The following is a 19,336-nucleotide window of genomic DNA, read 5'->3' on the forward strand; positions in this document are numbered from 1 at the left end:
ACACCGAGACATTATTCTGGATTTTCACATTGTTCCCGATCACCACATTGCCGGCAATATTTACATTCTGGCCTAAAATACAGTTCCTCCCGATTCTCGCCTGCTTCATCACATGGGAAAAATGCCAGATTTTCGTGCCGTTACCGATTTCACAGGGCTCATCCACATAGGCTGATTCATGTTTGAAATAGTTCATAGTTATGATTGGTGGAGTGGAGTGATGGAGTGGTGGAGTATTGGGATTACAATCTATTATCCTGCTTTATGCTGAACCCTGAACCCTTTCTTTTTTCCGTGCCTTTCCGCGCGTTCCGTGGGGAAAAAGAATAGAACGCTGATAACGCTAATTGTGCTGATTTTAGCAGATTAGAAAATTTCGGGTGGGAAAGACAAGCGTGTATCCAAATATTCTATCCATCTACAAAAATGTGTGTTTTAAATTTTGTATTCCTCTTCCCCTTCGAAATTCCTTGTTCTTTGTTCAATATTCTTCATTTATCTCATATCATCTGTGCCAATCTGTGCCCATCTTCTTTCCGTGTCTTTTCCGCGTGTTCCGTGGGTAAAACCTCTTACGCCCTCAGCAACCGGTGCGAATGCTCTTTCACTCCCTTGGGCTCTGCATGACGGATATCATGGACCAGTTGTATCGATGCCCTGCAGTCTTCGGGACCAAAACCCCTGTTGTCTAGTATCCGTTCGTACACCCGGGTATGCAGATCGGTAAAACCGCCCGAGAACTCGATTTCTGAACCGTCAACCGTAACCGAACGGAACGTACTCTGTCCATTTCCTTTGATTGAATCCGGCATATTCGTCTTATCTATCGATAAATACCATTTTACCCGCGCCCGTTGCAGTTCCAGATACCCGCTGATCGTTTTTTCATCGGCAGCATGAACTTCATACCCTTCCACCTCACCAAATATCCAGATCAGCATATCAAAGAAATGGACCCCGATATTGGTTGCCAACCCACCCGACTGGGTTACATTCCCTTTCCAGGAAACCAGATACCATTTCCCCCGTGAAGTGATATAGGTCAAATCGATATCGTGCTTATCGCCATTGCTCTCTTTCTCGATTTTCTGCTTGAGCGCGATAATTGACGGGTGCGTTCTTAACTGAAGAATACAATGGATCTTTTTACCAAACTCTTCACTTAATTCCTCGAGAGCATCGATATTCCAGGGATTGATTACCAGAGGTTTTTCACAGACGGCGTCGGCGCCTAACCGCAGCGCCAGGCGAATGTGCGCATCGTGAAGATAATTGGGCGAACAGATAGTCAGATAGTCGATTGCTTCGTGTCTTCGGCGAAGTTTTTCCAGGTGACGGTCGAACCGTTCGAATTCCTTGAAAAAGCTGACATCGAAAAAATACCGGTCCAGTATGCCAACCGAATCGTTCGGGTCACAGGCTGCAATCAGTTCATTGCCCGTCTCCTTGATTGCTTTTAAATGACGGGGTGCGATATATCCGGCCGCGCCGGTGAGAGCAAAATGTTTGGCCATGGGGGTAGACTATCCTTTTTGGGTAAGAGGTCAAATGTCTGTCATCGGTCATCATCAGCAATTGTTCCGCCTGATTTTCATCTATGATACCGACTTTTAAAATATTCCTGAAGCATGATTTCGGGGAATCGCAGCATCCCTTACAATCACACTGTATGGTTCTTCGAGAATCTCCCTGAGTGTCGCAACCGCTTTTGTGCACAAGTCAATCTGGAGTTTCAGCTTTTCCATAGCACCACACCTTCTTCCGGAGCGCCCCTGCGCATTGTTTCACCCGCTTTTGACAAATCGACGACATCGACAGTATACGGCAGATTGCTCTCTTCGCATTCCGCACGAATCAATGACAATTCCCGATCTATGGCCTCATCTGAGGCGACTGCAATATCAATATCCGATGATCGGACATGAGTTCCTTTTGCCCTGGAACCGAAAAGATAAACCGTGCAGCTTTTGTCACGAAGATACTTTTTTATTATCTCTGTAAGTATCCTTCGGTGAGAATCGGACAACCCTGTGTTTTTTGAATGTAGCTGAGCAGACTGTTGCATGTTATAAAAACCGATGAATCATGCGGAAATTTTCAAAAGCCCTTCGCTGCATGAATCGGGAATAAGCGTATTGTCCCGATAGTATCCCAGCTTATGAGTGGGCTTGCTTGCGCCATGGAAATCGGAACCGCCGGTGATTGTAATGTCAAAAGCCTTGGCGATATCCATATACTGCGGCAGTTGTGAATCCGAGGTGTATGGTGTGTAAACCTCTATTCCGCCGAGTCCGGCATCGGTAAGCTGCTTTACGAATTTTTTCAGGTCCTCAGGCTCGAGCCTGCACTGAGAAGGGTGGGCCAGGACAACTGTTGCGCCGACCTCACAAAGAAGCTCGACCGCTTTATTGGGTTCCAGCCTGAACCGGTCGACATAGCCGAGTGCGCCCTTGGCAAGATACGTATCAAAGGCTTCCTGCACCGATGCAACATACCCTTTTTCCAACATTTTGCGGGCCATGTGGGGACGAGACACGACATCACCACCAGCCAGCGAAGAGACTTCTTCGAGCGAAATATCGACCCCGGCTTCATTGAGCTTACAAATAATCCGTTCATTGCGAAAATCACGGCTGTCCCTGGTCTCCTGAAGCATCTTTTCTAATAGTGCATAACCGGGTGAAACGCCGTACCCGACAATGTGACAGTTCCCCGATTTCCATTCGGCCGAAATTTCAACTCCGGGAAAAGGCGTGATTCCCTGCGCCTGCGCGGCACGAACAAACCGCTCGAGTCCAGCAGTGGTGTCATGATCGGTCAGCCCGAGGGCGGTAAGCCCCTGTTGAACTGCAAAGGCAACGAGATCTTCGACGGAATACGATCCGTCCGATTCATTTGAATGGGTGTGGAGGTCGATAGGCATGAGCAAGGATCTCAGGGTCAAAGTTAGGAAACCGGTTTTGAGAAAAGAGAATCAAAAGTTAAAGGTCGAAAGTTAAAAATGAGAATAACAAATGACGATAATGGAGTGCAACGGTCAGAATTCAACATTTTTTTTCTTAACCTCAACCTCAGCCTCAACCTCTCAAATCGTTGTCTCTCTCCTTGTCTCCAATCTTTTTTCACCATCAGTGTTCAAGTATTTTCGCTTCTATCAACTTGTCAATAATTTCTTCGACAATTTCATCGACACTTCGGAGGTCGGTTTCAACGGTTATTTCCGGATTTCCGGGTTCTTCGTAGGGTGAAGATACTCCGGTAAAATCTTTGATTTCACCCCTGTCGGCTTTTTTATACAAACCTTTGGGATCCCGCCGTTTGCAGACGGAAAGATCACAACGAACAAAGATTTCAAAAAAGCGGCCTTCGGGTATAATGGAACGGGCGAAATTGCGCTGGGTTTTCAAGGGAGAAATGAAGGTGCAGAGAACGATCCGTCCATTCTCGTAAAAGAGTTTGGCAACTTCACTGACCCGTCTGATATTTTCATTCCGGTCTTTTTCGGAAAATCCAAGATCGCCGCACAGGCCATGCCGGATATTATCACCATCAAGGAGCATGGTCTGACAGCCGGTATCAAACAGCTTTTTCTCAAGCGCCTTTGCAACCGTTGATTTCCCTGCTCCCGAATAGCCGGTCAACCAGAGTACCGCAGCCTTGTGGCCGTTACGCAACTCGCGGGCTTCCTGCGAAATGGTCTGTCCCTGCCAGGTCACATTGGATGAATGGCGGCGTCCATGCTCATCCTGATGGGCGATACGTATTACTTCGTCAAGCTCCTTGACCGGTCCCCTTATCATGCCTGCTGCAGCAGTCAGATTCGTTACAGGGTCGATAAGAATGAATGAGCCGGTAGCCTGGTTTGACTTATAGGAATCAAAGAACAGCGGCTGGGAAGTGGTAATCTCTACCCGTCCGATTTCATTAAGATGAAAGGTATCGGCCTGTTCCCGATGCAGCGTGTTAACATTGATCCGATAGTTCAGTTTCGATACCGATGCCTTGACACTCCTGCTGGTATGTTTGAGAATATAATGGGTTTTTAATGAAAAGGGCTTTTCATCCATCCAGCATAAAATCGCTTCGAAATGATTACTCACCGTGGGCAAATTATTCTTCCGCACGATCATATCGCCCCGGCTGACATCGATTTCATCGTTCAATGTCAGGACCACCGATTGAGATGCAAAGGCTTCTTTCAAATTACTGTCATAGGTAACAACCTCTTTTACCGAGGAGGTTTTTCCCGACGGCAGCGCAAGGACCTTTTCACCGGGCGAAATTGTCCCCGAAACAACCATGCCGGCATAACCCCTGAAGTCAAGATGCGGTCGTACCACATATTGGACCGGGAACCTGAAATCGATCAGGTTTTTATCGGCCATAACATGAACATTTTCGAGATAATGAAGCAATGTGAACCCATCATACCAGGGCATATTCGGACTTCGCTCGACAACATTATCTCCCTTGAGCGCGGACACGGGGATAAAGGTGATATCATGAATATCAAGCTTCTGAGAAAATCGCTTGTATTCGTCAACAATATCATCATACACCTGCTGGGAATAGTCGACAAGGTCCATCTTATTGACCGCAACGATCATATGGGGGATCTGAAGGAGGGAGACCAGAAAACCATGCCGCTTTGACTGGGTCATGACCCCATTGCGGGCGTCGACAAGAATGATTGCCAGTTCGGCGGTTGATGCACCCGTGATCATATTCCGCGTATACTGCTCGTGCCCCGGCGTATCGGCGATAATAAACTTCCGGTTGGTTGTCTCAAAATACCGGTAGGCTACGTCGATGGTAATCCCCTGCTCCCGCTCGGCGGCAAGGCCGTCCAGAAGAAGAGCAAGATCGGCCTCTTCCTGCCCCCGTTTTTTCGATGTCTTTTCTACTGCAGCAAACTGATCTTCAAATATCGATTTGGTTTCGTATAACAGCCGACCAATCAATGTTGACTTACCGTCATCCACACTCCCGGTTGTGGTAAACCGCAGAAGCGTTTTCTTGGATTCTGCCATTAGAAATAACCTTCCTTCTTTTTTTGTTCCATCGATGAATCACTGGTGAGATCGATGACCCGATTCTCCCGCTCCGATTTTTTTGCAGCGGCAACCTCGGCAAGGATTTCATCAATGGTGTGCGCCGTGGAAGGAATCGCACCGGTGCAGGGAATACATCCTAAACTGCGAAATCTGCACGACATTGTTGTGATCTCAGATTCACTCACATCTACTTTTGAATCGGGATCCACCGTATCGATGGAATAGACCGGGATCAAAATCCCTTTCCGTTCCACGACTTTTCGTTCCCGGGCAAAATAGAGCGGAACGATGGGAATGTTTTCGACTTTGATATAGGTCCAGATATCGAATTCGGTCCAGTTACTGAGGGGAAATACCCGTACCGACTGGCCGTCGTTGATTCTCGCATTATAGATATTCCATAATTCGGGACGCTGGTTTTTCGGATCCCACTGGCCGAACTCATCGCGTAAAGAAAATATACGCTCCTTGGCCCGGGATTTCTCTTCGTCCCGCCGCGCACCGCCAAAGGCAGCATCAAACTCATGCTTGCGTAATCCTTCCAGAAGCCCCTGCGTTTTCAAATACCAGCAGCATTTATCGTTTCCAAGCCGGGTAGGATGAGCACCCTTTTCGATCCATTCTTCATTCCGTTCCACAATCAGATTGGCGCCGATCTCTTTGCAATAATTATCACGAAATTCATACATCTCGGGGAATTTATACCCTGTATCAACATGCATAAGAGGAAAGGGAATCTTTCCCGGATAAAAGGCTTTTTGGGCAAGACGGAGCATGACACTCGAATCTTTTCCCACAGAATAGAGCATAACCGGATTTTTAAACTCGGCAACTACTTCACGCATGATATGAATCGATTCGGATTCCAGCTGCTTGAGATAGACCAGATCATAGGAACCAGCGTTCTGTTTTTGCATATCAGCAGTCGGTTGCATTAACGGTACCGCTCCTCTTCAATTAAAAGTTGTGTGAAAATAATCTAAAAATAGGTTGTATTGCTTACCTGAGTAAATCTCAGAAAAGTTATTAAAATAAATAAATACAATTATCGTATCGATTAAATTTTATTTGAATTTGTGTTGCAAATTCATGAGGGTTTGACAAAAGAATATTACTCTCTGAATAATAATACACATTAAAAAGATGACACCGTTATCTGGTCAGAGCGCACCTTTCCCCTGTCGGCGGTACGGTTTGAAAGCGGCAATCCGATTATGGAAGAGAATACGGAGGAAAAACTTCTATATTCTCGTTAACACTTAATTAGCCACTGCTATGCTCAGCTTCTTTGCCGATACTATCGATATTACTTGAAGTGTTTTTTGCAACCGAAGAAACCACAGTAGGTTGCTATTACCTTGAAAATACAATTATATAATTCAGAAATAGTCATTGCAAGAGAAAGATTGAAGGAATATTTTAATTAAAGGTAACTAAAAATATGCGAATATTTGATTATGTGATGTGGTAATGGAGGTTTTCTCCGGGATGTCTTCACAAGCGCTTCAGAACTGTCCCGGATATTCAGATTTTAATATTCGCTGTCGGCAAATCCTTGCTCCCGTTCTTCTTTCCAGGCAGACAGTTGCCGTGTCCGGCTTGGATGTTTCAGTTTGCTCAGGGCCTTGGTTTCAATCTGGCGGACCCGCTCCCGTGAAATGTTAAAAGCTTCTCCGATCTCTTTGAGCGTCTTAATCCGCCCATCATCAAGACCAAAACGCATCACCAGGATCTCTTTTTCTTTGCTGTGAAGCGAATCGAGTACTTTAGAGATATTCTCCCGAAGCGTGAGTAGTGAAACACGCTGAGAGGGATCTTCAGCTTTTGTATCTTCGATATATTCACCGACCGTTGAACTGCCGTCATTACCGATCTCCATATCTAAAGAAATCGGATCTAATGAATACTCCAGAGCTCTTCTTACCTTTGAAATCGAATACCCAAGAGCATCAGCAATCTCTTCATGCGTAGGCTCAGATCCATATTCGGTAACCCATTTTTTACAGAAACGGATAGTTTTGTTAACGAGCTCAAGAGTGTTTGCGGGAATTCGGATAGTTTTCGACTTATCGTTAATCGCCCTTGATATCGCCTGTCGTATCCACCAGGTAGCATAGGTGCTGAATTTATATCCCTTTTTGTAGTTGAAATTTTCGACAGCCTTGATAAGCCCCCGATTTCCTTCCTGAATCAAATCGATTATTTCCATTCCCCGGAGGATATATTTTTTGGCAATACTTACAACCAGACGGACATTAGCTTCAATAATGGCGCATTTGGCCTTATTCCGTTTTTCTTCCCACTGCTCGAATTCATCCAGTTCTTCATCGCGACCTTCGGCCATAAGCGAATTCTTGTACTTGGTCAGAATATGTTGTATCTGCTTTGAATTGAGATTCAACTGACGGCATAAACCGACCGTATCCAGACTTACCGATTCAATTTTTTCCTCAAGCTGCTGTTTTTTTGTTTTTGAACTGGTTTTTTTAAGATCTTCTTTGAGGCTTTTAATTGTTTTTTCTTTGCGTTTTATTGAGGATATTGTTTTGAGGAAATTGTTTCGAAGCTCTTCAAAATCATTCTGATTAGAATACTGCTCTTCTTCGATTTGCAGAACATTAATACATTCAATTTCGTTACGCTTGAATTCGTCACCAATACGATAAAGGCTCTCAAAGGCGATCGATGAGCTGAACGCCATTTCGAACAACTTACTTTGCGCCGATTCCATTTCTTTGGCATAGGCGGCTTCCTGGTCTCGTGAAAGCAAAGGAACTCTTCCAACCGTATTCAGATACACCCAGGTAGGATCGGAATATCGAGGCTGTTTTCTGACCCCTGCCACACGTTTTGTGCGGGCAACCGGTGCCGCCGCCTCTTTAGGAGAGACCAGCGTATTCAAGGTAATATCATTATCCTTGAGGTGCTGGATTATAAGAGAGCGTTGGCTATCCGACGTGGTTAGTTCATCTACCTGAACATCGGTAACGAATCCCTGCAATTTTGCCAGCTTATGAAGCCGTTTTTCAGTTCGTGCATTAAGGGCCGAAGAGCTTTTTTTTGTCATGAGCCTTTTTCTAACCGGTTTATTTGAGACATAATTCTATTGTTTTCTTCCAGAAGAGCAGCACGCTGCCCGGGATTATTCTCCATTTTCTTGCGATTTTGCCGTGCACTATTACGAAGATACTTTATTTCCAGTTTTTTCATGGTATGAAAAAGCTCTTCCTCTGCATTTTCTTCCGATACAGGATAAACCGCCAATAAAGAAAAGATTGTTTTTGTTTCAGGATCCTCTGCTCTGCTGATACACTGATCAAGTTTTCCACTCTGGGTATAAACTGTGAGTATAATAGAATATAAATTAGCGGAGAATTGATCCGTAAGACTTTCCGGTGTAATTCTCTCCCTAGCCATAGTGATAAGCTGTGGATTAAAAAATATAAGCCGAATAAAGTTTCCTTCAAGTGTTTGAAGGAAATCTACCGCAGTCTTTCGGGCTGTGTTTGGGTCCGGGGAAGTCTCTTTCCGATTTTTTATTTTGCTATAGACAATTCTTTCATCGATATCAAGTGTTTCAGCGAGTTGCTTTATGCACGAACTTCGCACGATGGTATCTTTTATGGATTCAAAAAGAGGCCTGCAGTGATTAATGACCTCCGACTTTCCCCGGGGAGTACGACCGTTATGATCGGCAATAGCTTTGTTAATCACAAATTCAATTGAATCCTGTGCCGCTTTAACAAGCGTAAGAAAACTGTCTTTCCCCTTTTTCTGTATATAGGTATCGGGATCTTCATTGGTCGGAAGAACCAGCACCCGGGCGTCAACATCAAAGGGAGCGATAGTAAAAGTTGCTCTCTCTGCAGCAGTCATACCCGCCTGATCGCCGTCAAAAACGAAAACAAGATTTTTAGTAAACCGACGGATAACGGAAACGTGCTCAGGGGTAAGAGCAGTTCCCGAGGTTGCAACACAATTTCTTATTTCTCTCTGGTAGAGGCCAAGAAAATCCATATACCCTTCAACAATCAAAACATAATCCAGTTCTTTGATTGCATTCCGGGCTTTGTCTATTCCATATAAAAATCTACTTTTGCGATAAACAGGTGTTTCAGGTGAATTGAGATACTTCGGCATGGTTTCATTATCCATACTCCTGCCCGCAAATCCAACAGGTTTTCCGGTAATGTCGGTGAGGGGAAAGATAATCCGATTACGGAAGCGATCATAGGCCTGCGATCCTTCCGATTTGCTCGATGCAAGCCCACAGGCCAGAAGTGCAGACTCCGATACCCCCCGTGATACGGCAAAATCAGCAAATGACCGCCACCCGGGCGGAGCATACCCTAATTTGAATTCTCTGACCACCTCAGCGGTGAGCCCACGTTTTTTGAAAAATTCAACAGCCTGAGGATTACTTTTAATCCGGCTGTAATAAAACCGCATCGCCGTTTCATTTAATGCAAGCATTTCTGTTTTTGAGGGAAATTTTGGGCTCTGTTGAACTGAAGGTGAATGACGCTCCGGAAGCGCAACACCGGCTTCATCGGCAAGCTGCCTGAGCGCTTCAGGGAATGTAAGTCCATCTATCTCCATAAGAAAAGAGAAGATGTCGCCGCCCTTGCCGCACCCGAAACAGTGATAAATGCCTTTATCGGAATTAACATTGAACGAAGGATCTTTGTCCTTATGAAAGGGACAGAGTCCTTTCATATTCCTCCCGGCAGACCTCAATTTGACATAGCGGCCGATAAAAGCCGCAATATCGATCCTGCTGCGGATCTCTTCCTTTACCTGATCATCATATGGAGAATGAACTGCATTCATTGAGCGTATAACCGGAAACTCTCGAACCGTCTCAGCAATTTAAAAAAATTTGAATTAACAATTAACTGCAGCGCTGTGACAAAGCTTAAAATACCTGATAAAATGTGTAAATTCAAAATAGTATATTTGCTTTAGTGTATATCTACTATATGCCGGGTAACACATTTAATTACAAGGAGAGTTCATGGTATTTGGAAAAAGCATATCTTTTCAGACAAAAGGTGATTCGGATATCCGAAACATCACCAGTGAAATAGAGGATATTGTTCGTGAATCATCTATCACCGAAGGCCTGGTCAATGTCTTTGCTGTCGGCTCAACTGCATCGATATCTACAATCGAATACGAACCCGCGCTCGTCGCCGATTTTCAGGATCAACTGGAAAAATTCGCCTCCCGGGCTATGCATACCCGCCATTCCCAGACCTGGGGAGATGACAACGGCTATTCCCATATCCGGGCAACCTTCATGGGCCCCGGTATAACCGCACCGGTGCATGAAGGCTCTGTCGTTTTGGGCACCTGGCAACAGATTGTGGTTATCGACCACGACAATCATCCCCGCTCGAGGAAAGTTTTTGTGCAGGTGATGGGAGAGTGAGGGGTTAGAGGATATATGACTTTCGAATACTCGGCGCCCACAACCCCTCGGAAGAAGTCGTTTATCTTTTATGAGGCGTAAGAGGCTCAGAGTTCGGAAGAGAAAAAAAATTGCAATTTCATATTTTTATTGTATTTATTGAACATATTAATTATTTATAAAGATTCGGGACCGGATTTTTATCGAATTTTTTATTATTTAATCTTTTTCAGGAGGTTTTTTCATGCTTCTCAAGAAAACCGGTGCGGCGGGGATACTGCTTATGGTTATCGCCAGCCTTGCCGTTGCTCAGAATGCCCGTCGTGATGCACTGGGCGGAACAACCGTTATCGGTGATATGGTCGATATCCTTACCAATCCCGCCGATGTCTGCGATTATGTGGATGCCGTGCAGGTTACCTACGATGGTTCGGTCGGCCCGGCAATCGTAGTAAAAGGAATTGGAGATTTACTACGGGTCGGATTGTGGTATGATGACCAGACTGTTGCAAATTCCAGAATACTCTCTGATTTTTCATCGCCATTGAGTCTTGATCCAATACCTCACCTCCTGCTCGGAATGGACTTTGAAGCAGTTCAACTTGGATTGGACCTGTACTGGGAGCGTGCTATTTTTAAATCCAAGGAAGAAGATACGCGTGATTTCGATAATGATGGAACGAATAGCAACCTAACGACAACTCATAAAAGCACATTAATGAATCCAGGTTTCAGATTTGGCATTAATCTTCCAGAGATGATGGATATGGATCTCTGGATTAAATCAAGTTTCCCTGGTTTTAAGTCTGATACCCTGCAAGAAATAAGCGGCGATTCGAGCTATACCTATGAAAAGACCATCAAATCAGAATTTCCCGCTCTTGATCTTGACGCTGGATGGGAAATAACTCTTCCGATATCCGTACATGATCTGTATATTGGATTCGAGGGTGGATTAGCGACGTTCGGGAAGACCGTCACCTCAGAAACGAACCTTGATGATACCACAACCGGTTCAAATCATTTTGTAGCCGATATTGGTGCTTATACCGGTATTACACGGGAAATAATCGAACATGAAGTATTAACCGGCATTATGATAGCGGGAGGGATAGTTTTTGACCGGGATGCTCCGGATGAAATCACCTATACAAACAAGAAAACACTTGACAATACCCTCTACCTATTAATTGCCGGTGGAGTCGAAAAAGAATGGAGCACCCTTAAGCGTCTTGATGCCATTCAGGCCCGCTGTGGTTTACTCTATGGAGTTTTAGAGCAAATCGAGCATGAGAGTGGAGATTCAGCTTCCAATGAATACAAGCTCAGAGTCAAAAACACTGCTGTTAGAAGCGGTTTGGATGCTTATCTTGGTATGGGCGTAACCAAAAGTGTTTTCCAGTTCGACCTTCAGATTGCTCCCGCTGCAATTCTCAATGCATTCAAGCTTGTTCAGGGGACCTATAATTCCGGCGGTAATGATTTTGTAAAAGCCACAGTTACTGTAGATTTTGGCGGCGGATCTTATGGTGGTGCAAGCGACTTTTCAAGTAGCACACCGAGTTACGATACCTCGACTGAAACATCAACCGAAGCCGGAGGGACGACCGATACCGATGAAGGCTTTGATTTTTAAGGGCCCCGGCCAACCACTGAAACTTGAGAATATCGATAAACCGGAACCTGCCTTCGGGCAGGTTCTTTTGTTTGTGCATGCCTGTGCGGTCTGCCGCACCGATCTTCATATTGTTGACGGTGAACTGCCGAACCCCATAATCCCCCTGATTCCCGGCCATGAAATTATCGGCACGGTTACTGCCGTTGGAGAAGGTGTTACTCACTTATCTGTTGGTGATCGCGTTGGCGTTCCCTGGCTGGGGTGGTCGTGCGGGAAATGCCGTTACTGTACAAGTGGGAGGGAAAACCTTTGTCCTTATGCAAAATTTACCGGCTATACGCTCAACGGCGGGTACGCCGAATATGCGGTTGCCGATGAACGGTTCTGTTTTCCGATTCCCCACAGTTACGATAGTCTTCATGCGGCCCCACTGCTCTGTGCCGGCTTGATCGGCTATCGATCGCTCCGGATGGCCGGCGAGGCAAAACGGGTGGGGTTTTTCGGTTTCGGTGCTGCCGCTCATATTCTGATCCAGATCACTCGTCATCAAAACAGAGAGGTCTTCGCCTTTACCCGACCGGGAGACATTTCAGCGCAGGACTTTGCAAAAAAGCTGGGCGCTGTCTGGACCGGCGGTTCCGATGAGCTACCACCGGCCGAACTCGACGCTGCCATTATTTTCGCCCCCGCAGGCGTTCTGGTACCGGCGGCATTAAAAACTATTGCGCCGGGCGGAACAGTAATCTGTGCCGGGATTCACATGAGCGATTTCCCCTCATTTCCCTATCGCCTCCTCTGGGAGGAGCGCTCCATCAAATCGGTCGCCAATCTTACCCGCAAAGACGGTGAAGAATTCTTCGATATCGCCGCTCAATTTCCGATCACGACCGAAATTACTCCCTACCCTCTTGAAAATGGCAACGATGCCCTCAATGACCTGCGGAGTGGGAAAATTAATGGGGCAGGGGTGCTGAATATCAACTCGCGATGACACGTTTTATTTCATTTTCCTGCCTGATCCCCCCGATTGAAATTCAATGTAATTCTGTGTATTCCATGGAAATTTCTTCAGCAAGAATTTTATTTTTAGGGTATGCCTCCTTCGTCACCTCAATACATTTCTGCATCCCGGCGCAACGATCTGCCTCGTTTTTTTTTCAGGGATTTTTTTTCGGCCCTTGAAAAGGGGGAGATCTCCTACGACGGAGGCTATGGAAAGTCCTATACCGTCTCCCTGAAACCCGAGCATGTTCTCGGTTACATATTCTGGTCAAAAAATTTCGGTTATTTTATTGAACACCCATCATTCAACGATCTCCTTAAGCATAACAATGTGATTTTTCACTTTACGATTAACGATACGCCGATCCTGGAATCGAATATACCACCACTACACAAACGGCTGGAAATACTCAAACGGCTGGTCGACTCGGTCGGTCCCGAACGGGTTCTCTGGAGATACGACCCTGTTTGTAAATATCGAGATTCTTCCGGTAAAATTAGAACAAATGAAACCCCCTTTTATTCCATAATCAAACAGGTTGCCAAAACAGGGATATCGCGCTGCTATTTCTCGTTTATGACTCTCTATAAAAAGGTCCACAGCCGCGGTATTGTTTTTGAACAATTCACAAGTTCGGAAAAAGAAAATATTGCGCATATTATGCTGCAGGCTGCTGCCGGCGAAGGCATGAATCTTTACAATTGCTGCAATGAAGACATACTCAACCTGGTTCCGGGTATCAAGCAGGCCCATTGTGTCGACAATGAGCTGTTGAAATCAACCGACCGGTTTGGGGTGCATAAAGCCCCGAAGAAAAAGCCGACCCGCAATGGATGCGGCTGTTATCAAAGCAGAGATATCGGCTCATACAGGCCTGCCTGTGCCCACGGATGCCTCTACTGCTACGCCAATCCTCAGCGCTAAATTGACGATATGTCAAAAGCAAACGTTGGATTAAGCGCTTTGATTTCTTCTGCCTTTTCTACAAGAAGCTCTTTATTTTTATCCGTTCTCTCTTTCTTATAGGCAGAAAAAAGTTTCAGGAAATCATCAATGATGCTCTTGTACTTTTCATTAGTAACCATATCCCACACCTCTTTGGATAAGTGAAACAAACTACCTTTAGATATATGCTCGATAAAATCGAAATAATCTCCGGCGACTTTACGGAGTATCTTTACGAGTTGATCCATATGATCAGCCATATAGTAGTATGTATCTACCAGAATCGCCCTGGAATTCTGCAAATGAGTCAGCGCACCTGCCGCCAGTTTATAATAGAGGGCGATTCTGCCCGATTCATCTCTGTCGGCGAAAACTTTATGGTAGTATGAACCCTCATGCTCATATCCCAGAAATACACTGATCGACATCAGGCCAAAATCGGCATTATCCCTATAGACGACAAACTCGTTTCTTGTGCCGGGATTTTTTTCCAGATATCGGCGAATATCAACATCATAGGGGGAAATATATGGTTTACTTGTTAAAACCCCGTCAGGCTGAGTCATGGATTCCAAAAGACCGGCGATATAAACATTAATGGCTTCATCGTTTTCACCATTACATCCGGTTTCGAGATTGAGATCAATTCGTGCCCTGAGAATATTGTCCAGAAAGAAAAAGCCCCGCTTTTCTTCATCGTTATGCTCAAGATCAAAAAAATGTGCCGAATCATCCATAGGGTGCCTCCTTATATATTACGTTTATCGGCAGAATTTAAGCGCTTTATTAGTCTTTTTTCTCCTGCCACATAAATAGTATATCATATATATGCTTTATTATCAACATGTTATAAATGTCCCCGACATATAATAACATACATTTATTTAACGCTTAAAATGATTTTAATATTCTATTGAGATAGCGATTCGACCGGACAAATATGGGATTGGAGGAATCAAACCGGTAAGAACCGAAAAATCAAATCTTGTAATAAAAGCCGGCGCCGGATACTGGAAAGCATCAAAAAAAGATGAATATGATTCTCCCGACAGAGAAGACTATGAACATTCAGTCTGGAATATTTCAATTACCGGAGGCCTGGGAATCGAGCATTTCTTTACCGATCATTTCGCGGTCTATGCAGGATTCTTAAATGGCTGGGGAGTCTTTAATTCGGAGGATTCCGATTTGGATTATGCTTCCTTTACCAGTTTAGGAAACCAGTTTGCCGAATTCACGTTAATGTTTTATCTTTAAACATCCGTAAAATAAATTCTATTATTATGCCTCAGCTGGACAACAAATCCGCTGAGGCATTTTTCAATGGCTAATTGACATACAAAGGGGACAAATTAACTTAATCAAATATCATCTTCTTCATCATCACCCTCATCATCCCGACCCATGCCTTCCTCATCGATAATCAAGCGGGTAAATACCGGATTTGAGTAGGCGAATGAATAGGCATTTGTTTCCATATCAAAAGCGGTAACTTCGACCCGGTAGTAACAATCGGTAGCCAGGGCATGATCCACAAGTTCTGTTGAAAATGAAGGCTGGTAGGGAGTGATGGTTTCAAAAAATTCTCCATTTTTGATAATGTCGATCTTTACAATAATGCTTGTAGGACTATCCGACTCAACGTCAATGGCAATCGTGGGTTTCTGATTTTTAAACACTTTAATTTTCGCCGTCTGACCCATCATTTTTTTGTTCACCGTAACATTCATTGACGGTCCTGTTGTGGCAAAACATCGCCCTTTTTTGAGTGCGGATTTTAACTGTCCTTTAGTGAGTTTTCTGATAAAGACGCCATTTTTAACTTCACCAACATCGGAATAATCACCGCTGTAATCGGCATAGGTATCATCCTGCCGGTTTGAAACATAATCTCTTCCGTCAATATTATAGGTATTATGAGCATCGCTGTTCGCAACGCCGAATATGGGCCGATCGAGCTCCCCGTTGACATACATCATAAGTAAATTATCCCAGGAACGGATCGGTTCCGATTCGGGCACTCCCAGATATTCTCCGGTTCCGGTAAAATTGAAGGTGGCATAGAAAAGCGCAGTCCGTAAGGGAATATCATATTCAAATCCGTCAAAGGCAACCGGCGTATAGAGATCGCGATCGCCATAAATGGCGAAATTGTTGAAAATCAAGCCCAGCAGAGAGGCCTGGTCGGAAGGATAACCCATCATGGTGGCATAGACTGCAACATCCTTGACATGACTCAGGTTGAAGACCTCGATAAAATCGACATTATATACCGGATTGGTTGTGCCCGATGTATGGGCATGAACAGCGAGACCGTCATGTTCGTGGATATAATCGGTCCACTTTGTGATATTCTCGGGGTAGAGCGGACCAGTGCCGGCCGGATTGCCCGGGGATTCCCAGACTTCTTCGGGCGCACGCTCAAGAGCATCATCGCCAACAAAGGGATCATCGACAAACCAGGCAAGAACATGGTCACGATTGAACATGCCTTCACTGCCGGTAACTTCGAATGCATTGATCATCAGAAAATTCTCATCCGTAAGCGAGTTACTCAAAGCATTCAGGTTCTCCCATTCCTCGAGCGTGATTTGCTTTGTATGATTGGTGACAATTACGGCATCCAACCCGCGCTTAAGCGCCGCGACTTTGATATCCTCCATAGTTCCTGAACCATCAGACTCCAGCGTATGCATGTGACCGTCAACATAAATAAGCTTGTACGGCTTTTTGCCGGCTTCACCTGAAACCAGAATTGCGAATACAAAGACGCCGATAAATGAATACTTTTCCAAAAACCGATATGCACTCATACAACGCTCCTTCCTTTAACTGAATATAATTCTGTTTGAATATTTTTGCCTTTTCCCGGCTAAAAATGCAAAAACCGACCAAAGCCCCGTCATTTTTTACGACGGAGTGCAACTAAATATATATATCAATTTATTAGTTAAAATGAGGAAATAATTAAGGAATTGTTATGCATCCTCAGGTTCGAGCCGCTTACTCTCTGTTTCCCATTCCTGCAGGAGTGTATCATGCTGTTTTTGAAGGTCTTTCAGCTTTATATCGGTTTGCGAAAGCATTGCATAATCGGTTGCATTAGTGGGATTATGGAGAATAGATTGCATTTCTTCAATCTCCTGCTCAATATTGGTAATAGCATTTTCAAGCTTTTCGACTTTTCGTTCCTGTTGCTTGCGCTCTTTCCTTCTTTGAATACGCTTCTCTTTGGAAATATCCTGGTTTCCGGAGCTGCTGCTTGAGTCGCTTTCCGCCTCATCGAGATCCTGGATAAACCCCTGTTCGATATTTGAACGGTATTCTTTTATCGAACCAGGGAAATCCCGCAGAATACCCGGCCGTATTTCGACAATTCTGTTTGCAATAAGCGAAAGAAAGTATTCATCGTGAGAGACGATAAGCAGGGTACCATTATAGGTATGTAGAGCCTTTCCCAGCGCGGCGACCGACTGTATATCCAGATGGTTTGTAGGTTCGTCGAGAAGCAGTACGTTTCCCGGGTTGGCCAGAATCGATGCCAGCGACAATCGTGATTTTTCACCTCCGGAAAGTACTTCCACCTGCTTAGCCGCCTCCTCTTCGCTAAACATAAAAGCACCAAGGACCGACATAACTGAATTCCGGTCGTTGTTTCCCGAGACATCTGCAATCGTATCAAAGAGGTTTTTCGATGGATTCAATTGATCGAGACGGTGCTGCGAGAAATAACGGATTTCGGTGTTATGTCCATAGGTTACTCTGCCCTTTTTCAGCGGCAATTCACCGGCAACTGTCTTGAGCAATGTTGATTTTCCTGCGCCGTTCGGACCGATTATCGCTACTTTATCCCCTCGCGTGACCGTTACATTTGCTCCGGAAAAGATTGTCTTCTCTTCATACCCGATATCAGCACTTTCCAATTTCACCGGAACAGAGCCCGATCGTGTTGCATGAGGAATAAGGATCCGAACCTCCCGAGGTCCTGCAGCGGTTTCAGCCGGCAACTCTTCCTTCAACCGTTCCAACTGTTTCATTTTTGATCGGGCCTGCGATGCCTTAGTGTTTTTTGCTTTGAATTTCTTAACGAATGTTTCTGTCTGAGCGATTTTATCCTGGATATTTTTTATGCGCCGTTCTTCGGCAAAATCAGCCTGCTCTTTCCATGCATAAAATTGCTCGACATTTCCTTTGGCCATAAGGAGCTTCCCGGCACACAATTCGGCAGTATATTGGGTGATTCGATTGAGAAAATCTCTGTCATGGCTTATAATCAGCATCCCGCCCTTGAATTTCCCTAAAAACTTTTCCAGCCAGATCAGGGAATCCATATCCAGATAGTTCGTGGGTTCATCGAGCATGAGAAAATCAGGATTGATAAGAAGAAGCTGGGTAAGCTGAACCCTCATCCTGAACCCGCCCGACAAGATGCGCAGGGGCTCCTGCCAGACATTCTCTTCCAAACCCAACCCACCAAGGATTGACTTTGCCCTGGGTTCAAGCCGATGAACATCGTGCATATTAACTTTTGTCTGGATTTCATCGAGTTTCCGAAGGCTTTTTGTATACTCCGGTGAATCGTGAGAAAGATCGAGCGCGGCAATCTCTTTTTCGTATTCAAGCAGTTTTTTAAAGGGCCGAAGTGCATGGGCCAAAACGGTCACTGATTCATCAAAAGCCATTTCCTGGGGAAGATACCCCAGACGCAGATCCGAGGGCACGGTAACCGAGCCATTGTCGGGAATCTCTTCGCCTGCAAGAATTCTCATCAGAACGGTCTTTCCTGCCCCATTCGGCCCGATTAGAGCGGTCCGATATACAGGATTGATAGCGGCTGATATCGTATCAAAGAGAATTTTGGAGCCGAACTGCTTTTCGAGGTCATTAAGAGTAATCATTACCTTAAAAATAATTATATTTAAAACTCTATGGAAAACCGATTTAAGCTTGAGCTGCTATGCGAAAACAGAATAATTGAACAGACAATTTACGGCGACGTTGATGATAATCTGTCATTACCACTGAGGCAGGAATCTGATGCCCTTCGCAAAAAAACCGCAAATCCTGATAAAGCATGTGTCCTGATCAATACGGAACATGCAGGCAAAGCCACCTCAAAAGCCCGCAGAAAATTGTATGATATACTCAAAGAACCATTCATTCATAAATTTGCCGTCTTTGGAATACGGCCCTATGTCCGGGCAATTGTTAATTTTATCATGAGCGCATCGGGATCGAAAAAAATCAGAGTATTCTCCTCACGAGAAAAAGCAATAGAGTGGTTGCTTGAAGATCAGGAATGAAAC

At 44.9% G+C, this 19,336-nt stretch carries 16 protein-coding genes; 5 read left to right on the forward strand and 11 right to left on the reverse strand.

Features of this window, described 5'->3' with window-relative positions:
* From GF401_01015 to GF401_01050, 8 genes are all read right to left on the reverse strand, one after another.
* Window positions 1-196 (reverse strand): N-acetyltransferase (locus GF401_01015; GenBank protein ID MBD3343622.1); only part of this gene is annotated, 196 nt, incomplete at its 3' end.
* A gap of 376 nt (window positions 197-572) precedes the next feature.
* Complete coding sequence (locus GF401_01020) at window positions 573-1,514, reverse strand: oxidoreductase (GenBank protein ID MBD3343623.1); 942 nt, start codon at window positions 1,512-1,514, stop codon at window positions 573-575.
* 218 nt (window positions 1,515-1,732) lie between these two features.
* The gene (locus GF401_01025; protein ID MBD3343624.1) at window positions 1,733-2,065 is read right to left on the reverse strand and encodes a nucleotidyltransferase domain-containing protein; all 333 of its coding nucleotides are present in this window, start codon (window positions 2,063-2,065) and stop codon (window positions 1,733-1,735) included.
* Between the two features lie 18 nt (window positions 2,066-2,083).
* Window positions 2,084-2,923 carry a PHP domain-containing protein gene (locus GF401_01030; GenBank protein MBD3343625.1) on the reverse strand — a complete coding sequence of 280 codons (840 nt, stop codon included), beginning with the start codon at window positions 2,921-2,923 and terminating at the stop codon, window positions 2,084-2,086.
* A gap of 205 nt (window positions 2,924-3,128) precedes the next feature.
* On the reverse strand, window positions 3,129-5,030 hold the full coding sequence (cysN, locus tag GF401_01035) for a sulfate adenylyltransferase subunit CysN (GenBank protein MBD3343626.1): 1,902 nt from the start codon (window positions 5,028-5,030) through the stop codon (window positions 3,129-3,131).
* Complete coding sequence (gene cysD, locus GF401_01040) at window positions 5,030-5,989, reverse strand: sulfate adenylyltransferase subunit CysD (protein ID MBD3343627.1); 960 nt, start codon at window positions 5,987-5,989, stop codon at window positions 5,030-5,032. Before cysD ends, cysN begins: the two co-directional genes overlap by 1 nt.
* A 596-nt stretch (window positions 5,990-6,585) precedes the next feature.
* Entirely contained in the window at window positions 6,586-8,121 is a 1,536-nt protein-coding gene (locus tag GF401_01045) for a sigma-70 family RNA polymerase sigma factor (GenBank protein MBD3343628.1), read from the reverse strand.
* Window positions 8,118-9,884: a DNA primase gene (locus GF401_01050; GenBank protein ID MBD3343629.1), complete on the reverse strand. Its 1,767-nt coding sequence runs from the start codon at window positions 9,882-9,884 to the stop codon at window positions 8,118-8,120. The genes GF401_01045 and GF401_01050 overlap by 4 nt, the downstream gene beginning before the upstream one ends.
* Window positions 9,885-10,068: 184 nt before the next feature.
* Here GF401_01050 and GF401_01055 point away from each other — a divergent pair, with 184 nt between their 5' ends.
* From GF401_01055 to GF401_01070, 4 genes are all read left to right on the forward strand, one after another.
* Window positions 10,069-10,485 carry a YjbQ family protein gene (locus GF401_01055; protein ID MBD3343630.1) on the forward strand — a complete coding sequence of 139 codons (417 nt, stop codon included), beginning with the start codon at window positions 10,069-10,071 and terminating at the stop codon, window positions 10,483-10,485.
* A 223-nt stretch (window positions 10,486-10,708) separates the two neighbouring features.
* The gene (locus GF401_01060; GenBank protein MBD3343631.1) at window positions 10,709-12,100 is read left to right on the forward strand and encodes a hypothetical protein; all 1,392 of its coding nucleotides are present in this window, start codon (window positions 10,709-10,711) and stop codon (window positions 12,098-12,100) included.
* Window positions 12,081-13,073: a zinc-binding alcohol dehydrogenase family protein gene (locus tag GF401_01065; GenBank protein MBD3343632.1), complete on the forward strand. Its 993-nt coding sequence runs from the start codon at window positions 12,081-12,083 to the stop codon at window positions 13,071-13,073. Before GF401_01060 ends, GF401_01065 begins: the two co-directional genes overlap by 20 nt.
* A 102-nt stretch (window positions 13,074-13,175) precedes the next feature.
* On the forward strand, window positions 13,176-14,009 hold the full coding sequence (locus GF401_01070) for a DUF1848 family protein (protein ID MBD3343633.1): 834 nt from the start codon (window positions 13,176-13,178) through the stop codon (window positions 14,007-14,009).
* Here the strand turns inward: GF401_01070 and GF401_01075 are convergent.
* The 3 genes from GF401_01075 to GF401_01085 form a co-directional block, all read right to left on the reverse strand.
* Window positions 14,006-14,767, reverse strand: coding sequence for a hypothetical protein (locus GF401_01075; protein MBD3343634.1), 762 nt, complete (start codon window positions 14,765-14,767; stop codon window positions 14,006-14,008). The two genes, GF401_01070 and GF401_01075, sit on opposite strands and share 4 nt — an antisense overlap.
* 624 nt (window positions 14,768-15,391) lie before the next feature.
* Entirely contained in the window at window positions 15,392-16,843 is a 1,452-nt protein-coding gene (locus tag GF401_01080; protein MBD3343635.1) for a hypothetical protein, read from the reverse strand.
* A 165-nt stretch (window positions 16,844-17,008) separates the two neighbouring features.
* Window positions 17,009-18,928, reverse strand: a complete 1,920-nt coding sequence (locus GF401_01085) for an ATP-binding cassette domain-containing protein (protein MBD3343636.1) — start codon at window positions 18,926-18,928, stop codon at window positions 17,009-17,011.
* A 30-nt stretch (window positions 18,929-18,958) separates the two neighbouring features.
* Between GF401_01085 and GF401_01090 the strand changes: the two genes are divergently transcribed.
* The gene (locus GF401_01090) at window positions 18,959-19,333 is read left to right on the forward strand and encodes a hypothetical protein (GenBank protein ID MBD3343637.1); all 375 of its coding nucleotides are present in this window, start codon (window positions 18,959-18,961) and stop codon (window positions 19,331-19,333) included.
* Window positions 19,334-19,336: the final 3 nt, after the last annotated feature.

Source organism: Chitinivibrionales bacterium, from assembly GCA_014728215.1.
Taxonomy (GTDB): domain Bacteria; phylum Fibrobacterota; class Chitinivibrionia; order Chitinivibrionales; family WJKA01; genus WJKA01.

Bases quoted from the DNA above. Each gene is read 5' to 3' on its own strand.
- GF401_01020 (MBD3343623.1), bottom strand. From the start codon at position 1,514: ATGGCCAAACATTTTGCTCTCACCGGCGCGGCCGGATATATCGCACCC.
- GF401_01025 (MBD3343624.1), bottom strand. From the start codon at position 2,065: ATGCAACAGTCTGCTCAGCTACATTCAAAAAACACAGGGTTGTCCGAT.
- GF401_01030 (MBD3343625.1), bottom strand. From the start codon at position 2,923: ATGCCTATCGACCTCCACACCCATTCAAATGAATCGGACGGATCGTAT.
- cysN (MBD3343626.1), bottom strand. From the start codon at position 5,030: ATGGCAGAATCCAAGAAAACGCTTCTGCGGTTTACCACAACCGGGAGT.
- cysD (MBD3343627.1), bottom strand. From the start codon at position 5,989: ATGCAACCGACTGCTGATATGCAAAAACAGAACGCTGGTTCCTATGAT.
- GF401_01045 (MBD3343628.1), bottom strand. From the start codon at position 8,121: ATGACAAAAAAAAGCTCTTCGGCCCTTAATGCACGAACTGAAAAACGG.
- GF401_01050 (MBD3343629.1), bottom strand. From the start codon at position 9,884: ATGAATGCAGTTCATTCTCCATATGATGATCAGGTAAAGGAAGAGATC.
- GF401_01055 (MBD3343630.1), top strand. From the start codon at position 10,069: ATGGTATTTGGAAAAAGCATATCTTTTCAGACAAAAGGTGATTCGGAT.
- GF401_01060 (MBD3343631.1), top strand. From the start codon at position 10,709: ATGCTTCTCAAGAAAACCGGTGCGGCGGGGATACTGCTTATGGTTATC.
- GF401_01065 (MBD3343632.1), top strand. From the start codon at position 12,081: ATGAAGGCTTTGATTTTTAAGGGCCCCGGCCAACCACTGAAACTTGAG.
- GF401_01070 (MBD3343633.1), top strand. From the start codon at position 13,176: ATGCCTCCTTCGTCACCTCAATACATTTCTGCATCCCGGCGCAACGAT.
- GF401_01075 (MBD3343634.1), bottom strand. From the start codon at position 14,767: ATGGATGATTCGGCACATTTTTTTGATCTTGAGCATAACGATGAAGAA.
- GF401_01080 (MBD3343635.1), bottom strand. From the start codon at position 16,843: ATGAGTGCATATCGGTTTTTGGAAAAGTATTCATTTATCGGCGTCTTT.
- GF401_01085 (MBD3343636.1), bottom strand. From the start codon at position 18,928: ATGATTACTCTTAATGACCTCGAAAAGCAGTTCGGCTCCAAAATTCTC.
- GF401_01090 (MBD3343637.1), top strand. From the start codon at position 18,959: ATGGAAAACCGATTTAAGCTTGAGCTGCTATGCGAAAACAGAATAATT.